This window comes from Micromonospora endophytica (assembly GCF_003236305.1).
Lineage (GTDB): Bacteria > Actinomycetota > Actinomycetes > Mycobacteriales > Micromonosporaceae > Micromonospora > Micromonospora endophytica.
The window spans coordinates 24360-38796 of sequence record NZ_POTX01000004.1; the positions used below are offsets into that span (position 1 = coordinate 24360).

General features: G+C 71.2%; 12 protein-coding genes. 6 read left to right on the forward strand and 6 right to left on the reverse strand.

The genetic code is table 11. From position 1 onward, the window contains the following. Positions 1 to 93: 93 nt before the first annotated feature. A complete protein-coding gene (locus tag C1I93_RS01385) occupies positions 94 to 2820 on the forward strand; it encodes a helix-turn-helix transcriptional regulator (RefSeq protein WP_223256643.1) in 2727 nt (908 codons plus the stop codon). Between the two features lie 394 nt (positions 2821 to 3214). Here C1I93_RS01385 and C1I93_RS01390 read toward each other — a convergent pair whose 3' ends face one another. Next, the gene (locus C1I93_RS01390; RefSeq protein ID WP_111241379.1) at positions 3215 to 3448 is read right to left on the reverse strand and encodes a GntR family transcriptional regulator; all 234 of its coding nucleotides are present in this window, start codon (positions 3446 to 3448) and stop codon (positions 3215 to 3217) included. A 274-nt stretch (positions 3449 to 3722) separates the two neighbouring features. On the opposite strand from C1I93_RS01390, the gene C1I93_RS32200 reads away from it, so the two are divergent. Then, a complete protein-coding gene (locus C1I93_RS32200; RefSeq protein WP_223256642.1) occupies positions 3723 to 4055 on the forward strand; it encodes a hypothetical protein in 333 nt (110 codons plus the stop codon). A gap of 84 nt (positions 4056 to 4139) precedes the next feature. Continuing rightward, a complete protein-coding gene (locus C1I93_RS01400) occupies positions 4140 to 5747 on the forward strand; it encodes a serine/threonine protein kinase (protein WP_111241347.1) in 1608 nt (535 codons plus the stop codon). Positions 5748 to 5766: 19 nt separating this feature from the next. Here the strand turns inward: C1I93_RS01400 and C1I93_RS01405 are convergent, their stop codons facing one another. The 5 genes from C1I93_RS01405 to C1I93_RS01425 all read right to left on the reverse strand — a co-directional run bounded on the left by C1I93_RS01405 (position 5767) and on the right by C1I93_RS01425 (position 11487). Continuing rightward, positions 5767 to 6897 (reverse strand): carboxylate-amine ligase, encoded by a 1131-nt coding sequence (locus tag C1I93_RS01405; RefSeq protein ID WP_111241348.1) that lies wholly within the window; start codon positions 6895 to 6897, stop codon positions 5767 to 5769. Then, positions 6884 to 8668 (reverse strand): N-acetylglutaminylglutamine amidotransferase, encoded by a 1785-nt coding sequence (locus C1I93_RS01410; RefSeq protein ID WP_111241349.1) that lies wholly within the window; start codon positions 8666 to 8668, stop codon positions 6884 to 6886. Before C1I93_RS01410 ends, C1I93_RS01405 begins: the two co-directional genes overlap by 14 nt. 172 nt (positions 8669 to 8840) lie before the next feature. Continuing rightward, a complete protein-coding gene (locus C1I93_RS01415) occupies positions 8841 to 9671 on the reverse strand; it encodes an alpha/beta fold hydrolase (protein ID WP_111241350.1) in 831 nt (276 codons plus the stop codon). Positions 9672 to 9739: 68 nt separating this feature from the next. After that, positions 9740 to 10552 carry an ABC transporter permease gene (locus tag C1I93_RS01420; RefSeq protein WP_111241351.1) on the reverse strand — a complete coding sequence of 271 codons (813 nt, stop codon included), beginning with the start codon at positions 10550 to 10552 and terminating at the stop codon, positions 9740 to 9742. Further along, positions 10549 to 11487 carry an ABC transporter ATP-binding protein gene (locus C1I93_RS01425; RefSeq protein WP_111241352.1) on the reverse strand — a complete coding sequence of 313 codons (939 nt, stop codon included), beginning with the start codon at positions 11485 to 11487 and terminating at the stop codon, positions 10549 to 10551. The genes C1I93_RS01420 and C1I93_RS01425 overlap by 4 nt, the downstream gene beginning before the upstream one ends. 141 nt (positions 11488 to 11628) lie before the next feature. Between C1I93_RS01425 and C1I93_RS01430 the strand changes: the two genes are divergently transcribed. Genes C1I93_RS01430 through C1I93_RS01440 form a run of 3 tightly spaced genes read left to right on the forward strand, consistent with a single transcriptional unit; the run spans position 11629 to position 14407 of the window. Continuing rightward, positions 11629 to 12840 (forward strand): sensor histidine kinase, encoded by a 1212-nt coding sequence (locus tag C1I93_RS01430; protein ID WP_146603398.1) that lies wholly within the window; start codon positions 11629 to 11631, stop codon positions 12838 to 12840. Then, entirely contained in the window at positions 12837 to 13514 is a 678-nt protein-coding gene (locus tag C1I93_RS01435) for a response regulator (RefSeq protein WP_111241354.1), read from the forward strand. Before C1I93_RS01430 ends, C1I93_RS01435 begins: the two co-directional genes overlap by 4 nt. Next, positions 13511 to 14407 (forward strand): DMT family protein, encoded by an 897-nt coding sequence (locus C1I93_RS01440; protein WP_111241355.1) that lies wholly within the window; start codon positions 13511 to 13513, stop codon positions 14405 to 14407. The genes C1I93_RS01435 and C1I93_RS01440 overlap by 4 nt, the downstream gene beginning before the upstream one ends. The last annotated feature ends 30 nt before the right edge of the window (positions 14408 to 14437 follow it).

A 14437-nucleotide genomic window follows, 5' to 3' on the forward strand; every position in this document is an offset into this window, starting at 1 on the left:
ATGTGCCGGGAAAAGGCGCTCGCGTCCGCCGAGTCACGTAGTCGTCACCGCGGAATGCGTAGCGCGACTCACGTATCGCGTAGTCTGCTGGCCGTGCTGCTGGGACGAGCCACCGAACGTGCCGCGCTGGAGACCCTGCTGGACCGGGTCCGGGCCGGGATGAGTCAGGTGATCGTGTTGCGCGGTGAGGCCGGGATCGGCAAGACGGCGCTGCTCGACGCGGTCGCCGAGGCCGGCACGGACCTGCAGGTGTTGCGGGTCGCCGGGGTCGAGGCGGAGGCGGAGTTTCCGTTCGCCGCCCTGCATCGCCTGCTCGTCGCGTACGTCAACGATCTCGACGGGTTGCCGGCCACGCAGCGGCAGGCGCTGTCGGTGGCCTTCGGCCTCACCGACGGCCTGGCCGCCGACCGGTTCCTGGTGAGCCTCGCCGTGTTGTCGCTGCTCGCCCGGACCGCCGTCCGTGGCCCGGTGCTGTGCTGCGTGGACGACACCCAGTGGTTGGACCGCGAGTCGCTGAACGTGCTCGCCTTCGTGGCCCGTCGGGTGCACGCCGAGGGCATCGGCCTGGTCTTCACCGTCCGCACCGGCACCGACGACGTGGCCGTGCTGGAGGGGCTGCCGGTGCTGATGGTCGAGGGGCTGCCCCAGCCGGACGCCCTGGAACTGCTGCGTTCGGTGGTCAGTGGGGTCCTCGACCCGAAGGTGGCCGGGCAGATCGTCACGGCGACCCGGGGCAACCCGCTCGCCATCACCGACCTCTCCGCCTCGCTCACCGGCAACCAGTTGGCCGGTGCGCTGCTGTTGCCCGAGCCGCTGCCGGTCGGCAACCGGCTCGAAGCGCACTACCTCCAGCAGGTGCGCCGGTTCGCGTCGGCGACCCAGCGTTGGTTGCTGGTGGCGGCGGCCGAACCGCAGGGCGACATCGGGTACGTCACCGCAGCTGCCGCCGACCTCGGTGTCCGACCGGAAGCCGCCGACGAGGCCGAGCGCGCCAAACTCGTCACCCTGGCCGCGGAGATCCGGTTCCGGCACCCGCTCGTCCGGTCGGCCGTCTACGGTGGCGCGACGAGTTCCGAACGCCGGCGGGCGCATCAGGCGCTGGCGGTGGCGACCACCCGCACCGCCGACGCCGACCGGAGGGCGTGGCACCGGGCCTCCGCCGCGCTCCAGCCGGACGAGGAGGTCGCCGCCGATCTCGTCCTGGCCGCCGGGCGGGCCGCGAACCGAGGCGGGTACGCCGCACGGGCCACCTTCCTCACCCGCGCCGCCGAACTCACGCCCGACGAACGGGCCCGCGCCGGGCGGCTGCTCGCTGCCGCCGACGCCGCCTTCACCTCGGGCGCACCGACCCAGGCGCAGATGTTGCTGGACGCCATCGACCCGGACCTGCTGGACGCCACCGGCCAGGGAAACCGTCTGATGCTGCGTGCTCGGACGATCGTCGCCCTCGGTGCCGAGCGCGGCATGGCCCAGGTGCCGGCCACCTGCCTGGCCGCGTACGAGGCGTTCCGTGGCGACCGCCCGGAACTGGCGCGTACCGCCCTGCTCGGTGCCATCGACGGCTCGCTGGCCTCGGAATATCTGATCGAGGGCACCGACCTGCGGCGGATCGCCGAAACGGTGACTCGGCGGCCCGGCCGGGGCGAGACCCTCACCGATCTGGTCCTGGACGCCTTCGCGATGTCCGTGGTCAGTGTCCCCGACGCGGTGCCGCTGATCCGCCGCGCGACGACCTGGCTCGCCACCGGTGAGGTCTCCGACACCGTGCTGCTCACCCACTACCTCACCGGGGTCACCCTGTGCACCCGGATCTGGGCGGACCGGACCCGCGAGGCGATCCTGCACCGGACCGCGGCGGTGGCCCGGCGTACCGGTGCCCTCCAGGTGCTGGAGATCGCGCTGTTCGCGCTGGCCACTCACGAGACCACCCTGGGCCGGCTGGAGGCCGCCGACGAACTGCTGCTCGAGGTGCACCAGCTGCGTAGCGCGGTGGCGAGCACGCCGTACATGTGGGAGGTGTTCCGCAGCCCGGAGCAGGTCGGCTGGCGGGCCCTGGACGATGCGCCGGAACACATCGGTCGCGCCCGGCAGGCCGCGACCTGGCTCGGGATGGGCGCCAGCGTCTGCCTCACGGACCTCGGGTCGATCATCCTCGACCTGGCCCGGGGCAACTACGCGGCAGCGGCCACCACCGCCGCCGCACTGATCGAGGACGACTACGCGGGTGCGTACGCCCGGGTGCTACCTGACCTGATCGAAGCGGCTGTCTACGCCGAGGACCGGGACCGCGCCGGGCAGGCGCTGGAGTTGCTCATCGAGCGGGCGACGACCAGCGGCAGCCCGTGGGCGTTGGGCCTGCTCGACCGGTCCCGCGCGCTGCTCGCGCCCGACTCGGCGGCGGAGGACCTTTTCCGGTCCGCGATCGCGACGCTTGGCGACACCGCCGCGGTCGGTGACCTCGCCCGCGCCTACCTGCTCTACGGCGAATGGCTGCGGCGGCAGCGGCGGCGCCGGGACGCCCGTGACCCACTGCGTACCGCACTGGCGATGTTCGAGGAGTTGGGCGCACCCGCCTTCGCCGAGCGGACCCGCCAGGAGCTGCTCGCCACCGGCGAGACCGCCCGCAAACGCAACCCGGAGACCGCCGGCGACCTGACTCCGCAGGAGGCCGCGATCGCCGCACTGGCCCGCGACGGGCTGACCAACCCCGAGATCGCCGAGCGGCTCTTCATCAGCACCAGCACCGTCGATTACCACCTGCGCAAGGTGTTCCGGAAACTCGGGGTGGAGTCGCGCCGACAACTCGGCCGGGTGCTCTGACCTTCCGACGTCCGGCACCATGCCCGCAACCGCGCTCGAAGCCGCCGCGAATCGAACGCCATCCCGTCGCCGATCGGAAGCCGAACGCTCGCAGATCGAACGGCAAACGATCGCAAACCGAAAATTCTAGTTCTGTCAGTGTCGCTGGCAGCGACAGCGGCACTGAGCAGGCCAGGCCGCATTGCCGACCAGGTGTTCACCTGTGTGGTGGTCGCTTTGCGGGCTGGCCCGTCCGTTCCGTTTGCGCTCTCAGCTCGATAGTCCCGGCTCCCCACGTGCCCCGGCCGGCCGGGCCCGCGCCGAGGCAGCAACTTCGGGGACGTTGCTGCCTCACACCCGTGCCCTGCCGACAACTTCGGTGAAGTTGCTGCCTCACACCTGCGGCGGGAGCGGCTCAGGGCTTCTCGGCGACGTACGTACCGCGTCCCGTAAAGGTGACGACCAGGCCCCGCTCCCGCAGTAGTCGCATTGCGGCGCGGACGGTGCCTCGGGCCACCCCGTACTCCTCCTGCAAGGTCGACTCGCTCGGGAGTGGTTGGCGCGGCTTGAGTTTGCCCTCCTCGATCTGCTTTGCGAGGAGGTCTGCGAGCTGGACGTAGAACGCCACCGGGGACATCTCGTCAACCATGTGCGGGACCTTAAGGACGATCAGGACTGCCAACGCGTGCGATACGGGCAGCATGTGCAGGACGTGCTGTACAGGCTGAACGGGTTGGACTACCTTCAGTGGGGCTTGGTAAACCTCGGGAGGGGGCGGGTGTGGAGCGGGAAGTCACCCGAGTGCCGTTCTTGGTGGAATTGTCCTGTCGAGTGCTTGACTATCACCGGCTGCAACGGTGCGGCAGGTGCCATCCCGACGGTTGGTGCCCGAGGGTTGCCGTGGCACGAGCGCGGATCCTGGCGTGGCGGCGGGTGTGTGGTCCGTGGCCGCCGAACTGAGAGGGGCCGCCGAACTGAGAGCGGGAGATCTGCTGCACCTGACCCGGGAGGCGAGCGTCCAGTTCCGCCGGCCGATGCTGCTGCGGCTGATCCGGGTGCTGCCCCGGCGGACGTACGACGGGTGGATGTGGATCGAGGGATACCAGTTGGATGCCCGGGGTGACGCGGTGCAACGGCGCGAACTCTTCGTCTGGGCAGCCGGGGTCCGGAAGTTCCCGACCGGGTCACCCTCCTCGGCCCGGCGGGCCGGCGACCCGTACGGACGAGATCGACGGGGTGGGGTGGGCAGGCGATAGGCTGCCGACGGTGTTCGAGTGGCCTAAGGGGAGCGTGATGGGCGGTACGGTTCGCGCAGTGGTCGCGGGCTGCGAGGATCCGGCGTGAGCAATCCGTTGCGTCCCGGCGACCCCAGTCGACTCGGTGGCTACCAGATCGTCGGCCGGCTCGGCGAAGGGGGCATGGGCAGCGTCTTCCTGGCCCGGTCGGCGCAGGGACGGTGGGTGGCGATCAAGGTCGTCCGGCCGGAGCTGTCGCACGACCGCGAGTTTCGGGCCCGCTTCCGCAGTGAGGTGAACCGGGCTCGTCAGGTGCCACCCTTCTGCACGGCCGAGGTGCTGGACGCCGACCCGGACCATGAGCCGTCGTACCTGGTGGTGGAGTACGTCGAGGGTCCCAGCCTGGCCCAGGTGATCCGGGAACGGGGGCCGCTGGGGGCCGGAGGGCTGCACAGCATCGCGGTCGGGGTGGCCACGGCACTCACCGCCATCCACGGGGCCGGGGTGATCCACAGGGATCTGAAGCCGGCGAACGTCCTGGTCGCGCCGGGTGGCGTCAAGGTCATCGACTTCGGCATCGCCCGGGCGTTCGAGGCGACGAGCGAGCACACCCGGACCAACCAGATGGTCGGCACGGTTGCGTACATGGCGCCGGAGCGCCTCGACGCGGTGTCCGGCCAGCCGGTGGGGCCGGCGGTGGACATCTTCGCCTGGGGTGCCGTGGTCGCCCACGCCGCGACCGGCCGTAACCCCTTCGGGGGCGATTCCGCGACCGCCACCGCGATGCGGATCCTCACCCAGCCGCCGGACCTGAGCGGGCTCACCGGGCCGCTCCGCGAGTTGGTCGCTCGGGCGCTGGAGAAGGACCCTGCCGCCCGGCCGAACGCCCGGGAACTGCTGGACGGACTGCTGACCGCGGCGAACGCGGGCGCGCTGACCGCGACGCCCACGCCGAGCGCCGCCACACCTGGCCCGTCGTCGGGCGTGACGCCGGCGGCGGGGGTCCCCGACGACCAGGGTGGGCGGTCGACCACCTCGGGGCTGGTTAGTACCCGTCGGCGCTGGTTGGCCGGGTTGGGCGCGACCGCCGCGGTGATCGCGGTGCTGGTGCCGGGCTTCGTGTTCGGCCCGAAACTGTTGGGCGGCACTGCCGGTCCGGATCCCACCGGTTCGACGGCGGCCGGTACGTCGACCGGCCAGCCGGCGACTGACGGGTCGGCGCCCGCAACGGGTCCGGCGAGCAGTTCTCCGTCCGCCGGGGTCGACCCTACCCGGGCCATGCTGGCCGGGCAGCGAAAGATCCTGCTGCATTTGGTGGAGATCGACCGGGACCTCTCTCTGCCGTTCGACGGTGAGGTGCACGTCGGCGACGGCACTGGGCCGGATGCCCTCTTCGTGCTCGAACCGGTGGGTGTCGACTACATGATCAAGTCGCTGAACCCGGACGTCGCGCACCAACCCTGCCTCGGCGTCAAGCTCGATTCGGAGGGGTACGCGTTCCTGGTGGGGGCCGAGTGCTATCCGACCGGCGCCACCATGTTCGGGCTCGCCCGCCAGGGCAAGGACGACAAGGGGCGCACCTCGTACTCCATCCACAACGAGAAGTACGGCGTGGTGGAGTGGAGCCCGAGCCGGAAGAAAATCTACGTGGAGCACCTCGGCGACGCCCCGGTCGGCACCACCTTCAGCATGGTCGACCGGGGCGCGGTCTGAGCGCGTCGAGGCCGCGCGCTCACCCGGCGACGGTCTGGGCGATCAGGTGGCTCAGCACGGCGCGTACGTCTCCATCGGCGCCGGCCATGATCCGGCGCTGTCGGGTCGCTCCGGTGCCCTCGCGGCGCAGCCGGTCGACCTGCCCTCGCACCAGGTCGAGATCGTCGTGCCGGGTCAGCGCCGGCTCGACGGTGGCCAGCAGGTCGTCGACGAGTTCCCAGGCCGGCCTGGCGCCACCGTGGTGCAGGTCGACGAGGTCACCGTCGAGGCCGTCGTGGGCCGCCCGCCAGTGCGCGGCCGCGACCAGGCAGCTGCGGATCCGCGGCGGCGGCACTCCGCTGCGGACCCGGTCGATCATCGCGTCGACGAGCGCCCGCACCAGCGCGGCGACGAGGACCGTGTCGTCCACCGTCGGGCAGACGTCACCTACCCGGATCTCGACCGTGGGATAGCTGGTGGACGGGCGGGCGTACCAGTAGGTCATCGCGGCATCGAGCATGATCCCGGCCGTGATCAGCTCCTGCACGGTGGCGTCGTAGTCGGCGACCGACTCGAAGTGCGGTGTGGGTCCGATGCTCGGCCAGCGTTCCAGTTGCAGGGACCGCCAACTGCCGTGCCCGGTGTCACGCCCGTCGTACAGCGGCGAGTTGGCGGTGAGCGCCTGCACCACCGGCAGCCAGGGACGCAGCTGGTTGCAGACCTGCACGGCCAGTTCCCGGTCGGGCACGCCGACGTGCACGTGGCAGCCGCACACCGCCGGATCGTGCGCCACCGGACCGAAACGGCGCGACATCGCGTGGTACCGCTGCTCGTCCGGCACCGACAGGTGCGCCTCGCGGACCGGGGTGGCGCCCACCGCCACCAGCCGGGCCCCGGCCGCCCGGGCCGCCTCGGCGGCGGCCTGGCGCAGGGCGACGAGCTGCGTACGTAACTGCGTCAGGTCGGTGCAGACGGGAGTGACCATCTCGATCATGCTGTGCCGGAACTCCTGCCGGCTCTGCTCCCGGGCGGTGCCGGAGAGGCTCTGGCGCACCTGCTCGGCGACGGGCAGGCTCTCCCCGGTCTCCGGGTCCAGCAGCAGGAACTCCTCCTCCACCCCGAGGGTGAGCGGGCGGCGCACCGGCGCGCCGGCCAGGTCAGTGGACGCCATGGGTCTGCAACCACAGTTCGAGCAGACCGAGTTGCCACAGTTTGTTGCTGCCGGCCACCGCCTGCGCCGCCGACGGGTCGGCGAGCAGCCGGTCGACGTACTCCGGCCGGAACAGCCCACGGCGGCGGGCGGCCGGCGCGCGGAGCGCCTCCGCCACCAGGTCACGGACGGCACCGTCCACGTTGCGCAGTGCCGGCACCGGAAAGTAGCCCTTCGGCCTGTCGATCACCTCGGCGGGCAGCACCTGCCGGGCCACCTCCTTGAGCACCCCCTTGCCGCCCTGCGCGGTCTTGTGCTCTGGTGGGCAGGCGGCGGCGAGCGCGACCAGATCCTGGTCGAGGAAGGGCGTACGCACCTCCAGTCCCCAGGCCATGCTCATGCTGTCGACCCGCTTGACCGGGTCGTCGGGGAGCATCCGGTGGCTGTCCAGGCGCAGCACGGCATCCAGGGCGGTGTCCGCGCCGGGCGCGGTCAGTTCCGCGTCGACCAGGTCACCGCTGGCATCGGCAGCCAGGGCGTACGCGGGGCCGACGACCCGACTCAGCGCGGCGTGGTCGTAGTCGAAGAACGCCTCGGTGAAGGCCCGGGCGGCCTGCTCCCGGGGCACCTCGGCGAGCGACTGGTGATAGCCGTACCCGGCGAACACCTCGTCGGCGCCCTGCCCGGACTGCGCCACCTTGACGTGCCGGGCCACCTGCTCGGAGAGCAGGTGGAAGGCGACCACGTCATGGCTGCCCATCGGTTCGGTCATCGCCTCGACGGTCCGGCGTACGGCCGGCACCAGGTCCTCGTCGGAGAGCTGGATGCGCTCATGGTCGGTGCCGTACGCGCGAGCCACCAGATCCGAGTAGTGGAACTCGTCGCCGGTCTCGTCGCCCCGGCTGTCGAAGCCGATGCTGAAGGTACGCAGGCGGTCCTGCCCCGCCTCGGCGAGCAGCGCCACGATCAGGCTGGAGTCGAGCCCGCCGGAGAGCAGGACACCGACCGGCACGTCGGCGACCAGCCGTCGCGCCACAGCGGTGCGCAGCGCGTCACCGATCGCGGCCTGCCAGTCCTGGGCGTCCCAGCCGGTGTGGGCGGGGTCGCGGACGTAGTCGGGCCGCCAGTAGACACGTTCCCGGCTTCGCCCGTCCGCCTCCACCACCCGTACGGTGGACGGCGGCAGCTTCCGCACGCCGCGCAGGATGGTGTGGGGCGCGGGCACGATCGAGTGCCAGGACAGGTAGTGGTGCAGCGCCACCGGGTCGACGCCGGTGTCCACCTCACCGGCGGCCAGCAGCGCCGGCAGCGTCGAGGCGAACCGCAGCCGACCCGCCGTCTCGGCGAGATAGAGGGGCTTGATGCCGAGCCGGTCGCGGGCCAGCACGAGCCGTCGCCGGGCCCGGTCGACCAGGCCGATGGCGAACATGCCGACCAGGTGGTCGACGAAGCTCTCCCCCCACTGCGCGTACGCCACCAGGATCACTTCGGTGTCGCTTGTGGAGTAAAAGGTGTGGCCGGCGGCCCGCAACTGCTCGCGCAGCTCGGGATAGTTGTAGATGCAGCCGTTGAAGACCAGGGCGAGCCCGAGATCGGCGCGCACCATCGGCTGGCCGCCGGCTTCGGAGAGGTCGATGATGGTCAACCGGCGGTGCCCGAGGGTCACCCAGCCGTCGCTCCACAGGCCCGAGCCGTCCGGGCCCCGGGACCGCATCGCCTCGCTCATCCGGGTCACCGCGTCGGCGTCGGGCGTGGTGCCGTCGAACCTTGCCTCACCACCGATTCCGCACATCGTGGCTCGTCACCTGACCTGACACCGGGCATCCCTTCGCCGTACGACCGATGGGGCCCACGTGTTCCCACTCGGCGGGTCCGACCTGACCTGACCGTATGCCGGTTGGCGGGACACCATGGCTAGATCGACAAAGAGGATTGCCTTGGCTGATCGCCGTGCAGGTCAGGCGTTATGACACCAGCCAGTCGAGGATCGCGGGCGTCGCGGCGAAGTGCCCCGCGTGCCCGGCGTCGTCTTGTATCTCCCACTCGGCGGCCGGGATGCGCTCGGCCAGCCACCTGCCGTGCCCGGCCGGGACGGCCTGGTCGAGCGCGCCGTGCCAGAGCCGCACCGGCCGGGAGATGGCCGCCGGATCGAACCCCCACGGCAGGCCGAAGAGGGCGTGCAGGTCGTCGACCCAACCATCGAGGCCCGGCCGGATCGCCTCGGCGAACGCCGCGCCGACCATGGCGCTGATCTCGGGGCGCGCCAGGACGGCCTGGTCGTTGGCGGGCAGCAGCGCCGGACCACCCTGCCCCAACCCGCCGAGGTACGCCGCGATGGCGGCGCGACCCTCCAACGCCACCGCCGCGCTGCGGCGGTTGCCGTCACCCATCCCGGCCGTCCAGTCCAGACCGGGGGCGTCGCGTGGCGCGAGACCGGCAAGCACCGCCGCCCGGGTGACCCGGTCCGGGAACCGCGCCACGAACGCGAGCGCGTGCGGTCCGCCGCCGGACACCCCGATGATCCCGAAGCGGTTCAGGCCCAGCTCGTCGGCGATGGCCGCGATGTCGTAGGCGCCGTCGACGACACGCCGTCCCGGCATCGGGGTGGAGTTGCCGAAGCCGGGACGGTCGTAGGTGATCAGCCGGACGTCGAGCCGTTCGAAGAGTGCCGGATCCGGATACCGGGCCAGGCGGCTCATCGGGCTGCCGCAGACCGACACGACCGGGATGCCGGCGGGCACACCCCACTCCTCGACCGCCAGCACCCGTCCGTCGGTCGTTTTCACCTCACGCATGACGCCGACGGTAATCGGCGTGGGCGCACGGCACCGGATTCGTCTGCCGGCAGCAGAAGCAACCGCTCCTACGCGTCGGAGCGCTTCAGCCGCCAGGCTGCCGCGACCAGGATCGCGAGGAGGTACGCGGCGAACACCGCGAGTCCCGCTGCCGGGGCGAGTGCTCCCGATTCGGCACTGACCGCGGTGAACGAGTTTGCCGCGTTGGTCGGGAGAAACTCCACCACGTCGCCCCAGGAGTCCGGCAGGAGCAGGGCGGCGACCCCGCTGAGCAGGAACATGAGGCCGAACAGGCTGCTGATGGCGGCCGGGGTGGACCGCAGCAGCGCGCCGAGGCCGAGGCCCAGCAGCCCTGCGCCGGTCACGGTGACGGCGGAGCCGATGACCGCGCGGGTGACACCGGGATCCGACCAGGACGCGCCGCTGTCGCCGAGGATCGCCTGGCCGGCGGTGAAGGCGATGACGGTGGCGGCCAGGCTGACCACGAACACCACTGCGGCGAAGACGGCGATCTTGGCCCACAGGACGGGCAGCCGCTTGGGGACCGCGGCCAGCGACGACCGGATCATGCCGGTGGCGTACTCGCTGGCCATGAAGAGCACTCCGAGGGTGCCGAAGGCGAGCTGAGCGAAGTTGGTGCCGGCCAGGCTGATCTCGACCGGGCCGACGGGCCCTCCCCCCGGACCGCCGGGACCGTCACCGATGGTGGGACCGCCGCTATCGAAGGTCGAGGTGGCGAGCAGGCCGATGCCGACGAGGAAGAGGACGCCGACGCCGAGCGTGATGATCGATGATCGCAGGGACCAGAACTTGATCCACTCTGCACGGATGACGCGTCGCGGGGTGACGCGCAGGTCGGGCATGCTGACGGCGGTGGTCATCGCGCTAGGGCTCCTGTCGCTTCCGCGATCGTGGCGGTGGCCTGGTATTCGACCGCGTCTCGGGTCAGTTCCATGAAGGCTTCCTCGAGCGAGGGGCGTTTGTGGGTGAGTTCGTACAGCGGTATTCCGTGCGCGGCGGCCGTGTCGCCGATCTGCTCGGCCGTGACGCCGGAAACCTCCAGCACGTCGCGTTCGACGGTACGAATAGTCGTTTCGGGTCCGGCGATCATCCGGTGCAGTTCCGCGGCCCGGCTGGAGCGAATCCGGATGGTGTCGGGCGATGCCTGCGCGATGAATTCCCCCACCGACACGTCAGCGATCAGCTTGCCGCGCCCGATGACGATGAGGTGTTCCGCGGTCAGCGCCATTTCGCTCATGAGGTGTGACGACACGAACACGGTGCGGCCCTGGGTGGCCAGATCCTGCATGAGGGTCCGGATCCACAGGATGCCCTCCGGGTCGAGCCCGTTCACCGGCTCATCCAGGATCAGCACCTCGGGGTCTGCCAGCAACGCGGAGGCGATGCCCAGGCGCTGACCCATGCCCAGCGAGAACCCGCCGGCCCGCTTGCGGATGACGCCATGCAGGCCCACCAGGTCGATCACCTCGTCGACCCGGGCCCGGGGCACACCTGTGGTGGCGGCCATCGCGGTCAGGTGATGGTAGGCGGACCGGCCGGGATGCACGGCCTTGGCATCGAGGAGGGCACCCACTTTGCGCAGCGGCGCCGTCAGGTCGGCGTATCTCTGACCGTTGATGGTGGCGGTGCCTGCGGTCGGCCGGTCAAGCCCGAGAATCATGCGCATGGTCGTCGATTTGCCCGCGCCGTTGGGGCCGAGAAAGCCGGTGACGATACCCGGCTTGACGGTGAACGTCAGCGCGTCGACGGCTGTTTTGTCGCCGTACCGCTTGGTCAGATTTTCTACCTCGATCATGCGTCAATCGTGCGTTCCGGCAAGGGTGGCCACATCGTCTGCGCGCAGCGCGCCCATACCGCGTGCGGAGTACCTGGCCGGTCCCGGGCTACTGCCACGAGAGGACGTTTCCGGGTAGGCGGGCAGCGTAACGTCGACCTCGTGATATCGGGGAGCACAGTGCGGCACCGGGCCGTCACGGCTGCCCGGAGACACCCGCAGGTGGTGGACGGCGCCTTCGCCGCCAGCCTCGCCGCCATCTACCTCGGGGTCATACTCTCCGGGTTCACCCACCCCGGGCGTGGCGAGCGCCCCCACCTTTCGGTGGCACTCGCCGCGACAGTGGTGGCGGCGCTGGCGATCGCAGGCCGGCGGCGCCGCCCCATGCCGGCTCTGCTGGTGGTGACGGCAGGCACGATCGTCTTCCTCGTGCTGGGCCACGAGCAGCCGATCCTGATGGTTGCGCTGGTCATCGCCACCTACACCATGGCCTCCCGGGCCCACCGTCGGTCAGCCTGGCTCGTCGGGACGGCTGTCGCGTTGGCTCTCTATCTGGTGCGGGTGATGACGCTCGGCGACGGTTGGTGGGCACCGGAAGCGCTCGGGACGGTGGCCTGGGTCGGCATGGCCATCGCTTTCGGCGACGCCACCCGTAACCGCCGGGCCTATGTCGCCGAGATCGAGGCACGTGCCCACCGTGCCGAGCAGACCCGCGAGGAAGAAGCCCGGCGGCGGGTGGCCGAGGAACGTATCCGGATCGCCCGCGAGTTGCACGACGTCGTCGCCCATCACATCGCCGTGATCAACGTCCAGGCGGGTGCCGCCGCCCACGTCCTGAACGACCAGCCCGAGAAGGCGGGACCGGCCCTGGCACACATCCGCCGCGCCGCCGACACGGTCATCAAGGAACTGGCGTCCGTGGTCGGTGTGCTGCGCCAGCCCGACGACGTGTCCACCGAACCGACGCGTGGCCTGGCGGGAATCGAGGACCTGCTGGAGATGCTGGCCTCGGTCGGCCTGACGGTCCAGCGCCAGCAGCACGGCACGGCCCGGGAGCTGCCGGCCGTGGCCGACCTGGCGGCCTACCGGATCGTGCAGGAAGCCCTCACCAACGCGCACAAACACGGGACCGGCGGCGCCACCCTCAGCATCACCTACGCCCCGGACGAGATCATCATCGAGATCACGAACCCGGCCCCCGCCGAGCACCGGTCCGCCGACATCGGCGGTTACGGGATCATCGGCATGCGCGAACGGGCCGCCGCGGCCGGCGGTGCCATCAGCGTGGGCCGCCGAGCCGACAACCAGTTCGTCGTCCGTGCCGTGCTTCCCCTGCCGGCCGACGACCAGGAACCGGCCGAGAGGCGTCCATGACCATCCGGATAGTGCTCGCCGATGACCAGGCCCTCATCCGGGCCGGCTTCAAGATGATCATCGAGTCCGAGCCCGGCATGCAGGTGGTCGGGGAGGCGTCCGACGGGCGGGAGGCGCTGGCCTGCGCCCGCAGCACCCGCGCCGACGTCGTGCTCATGGACATCCGCATGCCGGGGATGGACGGCATAGAAGCCACCCGGCGCATCGTGGCCGAGGAGGACCTCGCCGGCGTACGGGTGCTCGTACTCACCACCTTCGAGATGGACGAGAACGTCGTACGGGCGTTGCGGGCCGGTGCGAGCGGCTTTCTCGGCAAGGGCGTCGAACCGGCCGAACTGCTGCGGGCCATCCGCGTCGTAGCCGCCGGCGACGCGCTGCTGTCACCGCAGGCCACCCGGGGTCTGATCGGCCACTTCCTCGCCACCATCGAGGCGGACGAGCAACCCGCCCCGGCCGCCCTGGGCTCCCTCACCGACCGGGAGCGTGAGATCGTCATCCTGGTCGCGCACGGGCTGTCCAACGAAGACATCGCCGAGCGGCTGTTCCTCTCGCCACTCACGGTCAAGACCCACGTCAACCGGGCCATGAACAAGCTCGACGCCCGCGACCGTGCCCAACTCGTCGTCATCGCCTACCAGAGCCGGCTGGTCCGACCGGGTGAAGCGATCCGGTGAACTTCACAGTCGCCATCGGGCTCTGCGTGGCGTCGTCGGTCGCGTACGCCGTCGCGGCACTGCTGCAACGTCGGCTGGCACCCCACCCGCTCACCGCCCTCGCCCGGAACCCGTCCTGGTGGTACGCCCTGCTGCTCAACGGGGCTGGCGCGGCGCTGCACGTCGCCGCCCTGCGGTACGGCCCACTGCTGCTGGTGCAGCCCTTCGGGCTGCTCACCCTGGTGCTCGCCGTCGTCATCGTCGCGATCGAGCGCAACCGGCCGGTCACCGGCCCGCAGTGGCGAGGGCTCGGCCTGACCTGTGTCGGACTGGGCGGCCTGCTCGCCCTCATCGATGCCGGCCACGCCACCACACTGCGCGCGGACCAACTTCCCGTCCTGCTCGTCGGCACCGCCGTGCTGCTGTTGACACTAACCGTCGTCAGCCGCCGGCCCGCCGCTTCGAACCTGTGGGCGGCCGGTGCCGCAGGCATCAGCTTCGGCGTCGCGTCCGCCCTGACCCAGACCGTCACCCTCGAACTGAGCACCGGCAACCTCCTCGCCCCGGTGGCCCTGACCGCCGCCACGGCCACTGCCGCGCTCGCGCTCGCCGGGGTGCTCTTCACCCAGGTGTCCTACCGCCGTCGCTTCGGTGCCGCCCTGGCCACCAGCACGTTGACGAATCCCGCCGCCGCAGCCGGAATCGGCATCATCCTGCTCGGCGAGGGATTCCGCTTCGGGCTGCTCGGGGCCGTGCTCGCTGCCGCCTGCGCCGTGCTCGCCGGCAGCGGCATCGCCCTGCTGACGGTGGCCGCCGAACCGGCACCCACGCTGCCCGGACCGCGCCGCGTGCCACTGGTGGCGCGGCGATCGCGTGCGCGTGCGGGCAGCAGAAGGCCCCCGGATGCCAGGTGAGGCACCGGGGGCCGTCCGCTGTGTCGTGCC

Excerpts from the sequence above, each read along its gene's own strand:
- C1I93_RS01425 (WP_111241352.1), bottom strand. The coding sequence starts at position 11,487 with ATGATCGAGGTAGAAAATCTGACCAAGCGGTACGGCGACAAAACAGCC.
- C1I93_RS01410 (WP_111241349.1), bottom strand. The coding sequence starts at position 8,668 with ATGTGCGGAATCGGTGGTGAGGCAAGGTTCGACGGCACCACGCCCGAC.
- C1I93_RS01390 (WP_111241379.1), bottom strand. The coding sequence starts at position 3,448 with ATGGTTGACGAGATGTCCCCGGTGGCGTTCTACGTCCAGCTCGCAGAC.
- C1I93_RS01405 (WP_111241348.1), bottom strand. The coding sequence starts at position 6,897 with ATGGCGTCCACTGACCTGGCCGGCGCGCCGGTGCGCCGCCCGCTCACC.
- C1I93_RS01435 (WP_111241354.1), top strand. The coding sequence starts at position 12,837 with ATGACCATCCGGATAGTGCTCGCCGATGACCAGGCCCTCATCCGGGCC.
- C1I93_RS01420 (WP_111241351.1), bottom strand. The coding sequence starts at position 10,552 with ATGACCACCGCCGTCAGCATGCCCGACCTGCGCGTCACCCCGCGACGC.
- C1I93_RS01415 (WP_111241350.1), bottom strand. The coding sequence starts at position 9,671 with ATGCGTGAGGTGAAAACGACCGACGGACGGGTGCTGGCGGTCGAGGAG.